Here is a 2,918-nt window from a genome sequence, read left to right as displayed (position 1 = left end):
TCCGGTGGTCGACCAAGCGAGGGACGAGCGCGTGGAGACCCCCCGCGGTATCATGAGAAGTGGCGCAGCCCAGCGCCCAACCCCGGTCCTGGCGCCCACGCCGTTGGAATTCACGGGGCAAAGGAGGTCAAGCCTCCGGGAGCTTGTCCGCTGATACTTCTTTCACGTGTGCGTTCGGCGACACGGTGCGTGGGACCCGAGCTGGTGCGTGCACAGAGGGAATGATCATGATTCAGCAGAAGCACTTCAAATCCCGCGTCCGCGAACGCATGCAGAAGACCGGCGAGAGCTACAGCACCGCACGCATGCGCATCGATGCCTCCCGCGGGTCAGTTCCGGGTCTGGCTCCCGGATATCCGTCCCGCAACGCCGTCTCACAGTACGATGCCGGACTATGGCAGCGGGTACTCGATCAGTCAGGGGTGGAAAACCCTGTAGCGTCCCGACCATTCAGCGAAGCCATGCTTGCCGGTTTGGCCGGTGGTATCGGATTCATGGTGTTCACCTTCGAGTACAAGACCGTCACCACTGCAACCGTGGTGACCCGGTTCCACCCCGGCCCTTATGTGAAGAATCTGATTGAGCGCTGCGGTGCGGACATTGTGCAGGAAAGCACCACCAGTGCCAGCCTGGCGCAGTCGAAACTGGACCTGGCGCTGGCGGGCGGCAGCGCGGTCGTCGTCAAGGCCACCAGAGGTGCCCTGCCCTGGTTCGCAACTGAGGCGCTCGAGTTCAGTGACTCGGTGGACGTGGTGGTGGCAGGAAACGACGGCGGCTCCTACCTGATTGACGACGGCGGCGGCACGCTTCGGCGCGCGGATGCGGCGGAACTTGCTTCGGCACGGGCCAGGCGGAAGGCCGATAAACACTGGCAGGCGCACGTCGCCGGGCCGGGCGGGCTGACCGCTGAGGGGCTTGGGTCGCGAATCCGACTCGCGGTCGCCGAAACCGCACTGGGTTTGCTGGGCGAGGACGCACCTGCCGGGATTCCAGACCGGTTCTCCGGCAATTTCGGTATTCCCGGGATGCGCACATGGGCCGGGCGGCTCCGCGATGTTAGAACCAAAAAGGGATGGACCACCATGTTCCAGGAGGAGAAACGCCTACGGCCGGCACTGGGACAACTGAGGACGTTCCTCGACGCATCCGGGTGGGGTGGACCGGGCGCGCTCCGCCCGCTCTACGCCGAGTTTTTGGAGGAGGCCGCCGGCACGAAGGGTCTGGGTGGGCTCGGGCGGGTGTCCACCCAGTACCGTGCCCTTGGCGCGCGATGGGCCGCTCTGGCACAGCTGGTTGATGTTTCCTGCCCCGCGGATCAACGCACGGCTCTGTTCGGATCCATGGCTGCGGCTCTCGACGGCATCATTGAGGCCGAAGAGACTGCTGGCCGTGCCTTGGCTGAGGCGGTGCGTTAGCTGCTAGAGGGGGCCGAACTGCGGCGGGCCCTTCGGGTCGTTGTAGGTTTGCGCCAGGTCTTCCAATGCGTGTCTGAGGTCCGCTTCCCGCTCGATCCGCGCACGGAAACGGCGCTGGGAGTGCTCAATATGCCGTGCCGGGATCAGCAGCGTTCCCATGAACAGGCTTACGATGAGAAACACCACGAATATGACTCCGGGCAAATCCCCGGGGCTAAAGGAGCCCGGATCGGAGATCGCGAAAGCGATGACAGCCGCGCAGGACAAAGCGCCCGCCAGCGCTACCCCCGTCCACGCTCCCGTGACTGTCCTCGGTGCTCGGGAGGACGCCGGATGACGGTAAGCCGGCATCCGGCGTCGGGCAGCCCGGCGCTGCATGAGAACCGCACCCAGCGCGAGCACTAGGGCCGGTATCGCTGGATAGACCGCAGTGCCAGGCTCAACAAACAGCAGGACGACGGCGATCAGCAGCAGCCAGGCCGACCAGAAGTACATCATCAGGAAAGTTGCCCGGCGCTGGGCATCGTTGAGGGCCATCCAGCGCAGGACAGTGGGTGTGCCGTGGCCGGCCAGGCTGAGCTGTGGCGAGAGCCAGTATTCGAGTGTGCGGGGAGGATTGACGTTCACTCGGACCGAACTTTTCCTTCATCCAGGTCAAGGGCCCGCTCGAAGAGCTCAAGCGCTTCACCGGCGGGCACGCTCTCCTTGGTTGCCCCGGCGCCCTCGCCCTTGGCAAGCTGCCATGCCCCAGTCTCATCAACCATGAGGTTGGCTGTCCTCGGCTCCACGCCAAAACCGTGGTGCTTGATCTGCGCAGCCACCGGCCGGTTTCCTTCCGAATCTGTAAGGTAGTGCGCTGCGGCCTGGATTCCGAACCCGAGGATTGGTTCCTCATTCTTCAGCGGCGTGAAGCTGTGGGTGCCGTTTCCATTGACGTTGGCCACGAAAGCGCCGCCGGCCGACGAGACCGCAAACATCACATGGTTGGTCTTTGGGGTCACCAACGCGATTTCCAGCCATTCCCCGGCAGTTGCCATCACCGCGGCAAGGAACTCTGCCGGCCCTTTGACAATGATGTCGCTGTCCTTGATCTCGGCGAGATCCCGCACCAGGAGCGTGGTCATGCCGGCTTTGGTCAATTCCTCATTGCCGGCCTGCGGCGTCAACCGGAAGATGTCGCGGGTTATGGCGGTGGGCTCACCCTCGTTGAAGGAAAGCAGGGCGAGGACTTCGTGCTCTGTCAGCTGCAGGGCATCGGTGGTGGTCACGGTTCTTCTCCCGGAGTTGATGATGATGGTAAGTATGACTCGACACTACTAAAAGACTGAGTTCCAGACGCTTTTAGCGCCGTCTGCCAATGCGTCCGCCCCATCCGAGATGACATCCCCCGCGTCCTCGGCGAAGTCCGTGATCCTTTCCGTAACGGGTACGTCTCCGGAGAGGAACTGGGCACCCGCCCAGACCAGGGAAGCCGCCGCGAAGAACGGTGCGGCGGGTGTGGGG

3 protein-coding genes and 1 pseudogene are annotated in these 2,918 nt (G+C 63.8%); 1 reads left to right on the top strand and 3 read right to left on the bottom strand.

Annotation, left to right across the window (positions count from 1 at the left end):
• The first annotated feature begins 227 nt into the window (after window positions 1-227).
• Window positions 228-1,415: a DUF4872 domain-containing protein gene (locus Y708_RS0117035; RefSeq protein WP_028280860.1), complete on the top strand. Its 1,188-nt coding sequence runs from the start codon at window positions 228-230 to the stop codon at window positions 1,413-1,415.
• Window positions 1,416-1,418: 3 nt separating this feature from the next.
• Here the strand turns inward: Y708_RS0117035 and Y708_RS0117030 are convergent, their stop codons facing one another.
• The 3 genes and pseudogenes from Y708_RS0117030 to Y708_RS29995 all read right to left on the bottom strand — a co-directional run.
• Complete coding sequence (locus Y708_RS0117030) at window positions 1,419-2,042, bottom strand: hypothetical protein (protein ID WP_028280859.1); 624 nt, start codon at window positions 2,040-2,042, stop codon at window positions 1,419-1,421.
• The gene (locus Y708_RS0117025; protein WP_028280858.1) at window positions 2,039-2,683 is read right to left on the bottom strand and encodes a hypothetical protein; all 645 of its coding nucleotides are present in this window, start codon (window positions 2,681-2,683) and stop codon (window positions 2,039-2,041) included. Before Y708_RS0117025 ends, Y708_RS0117030 begins: the two co-directional genes overlap by 4 nt.
• A 48-nt stretch (window positions 2,684-2,731) precedes the next feature.
• Window positions 2,732-2,918 (bottom strand): annotated as a pseudogene (locus Y708_RS29995) (hypothetical protein); the annotation flags it as partial.

Origin of the sequence: Arthrobacter sp. H5 (assembly GCF_000520595.1) — a bacterium.
Taxonomy (GTDB): domain Bacteria; phylum Actinomycetota; class Actinomycetes; order Actinomycetales; family Micrococcaceae; genus Arthrobacter_D.
This window is presented reverse-complemented; position numbering and strand designations above follow the sequence as displayed.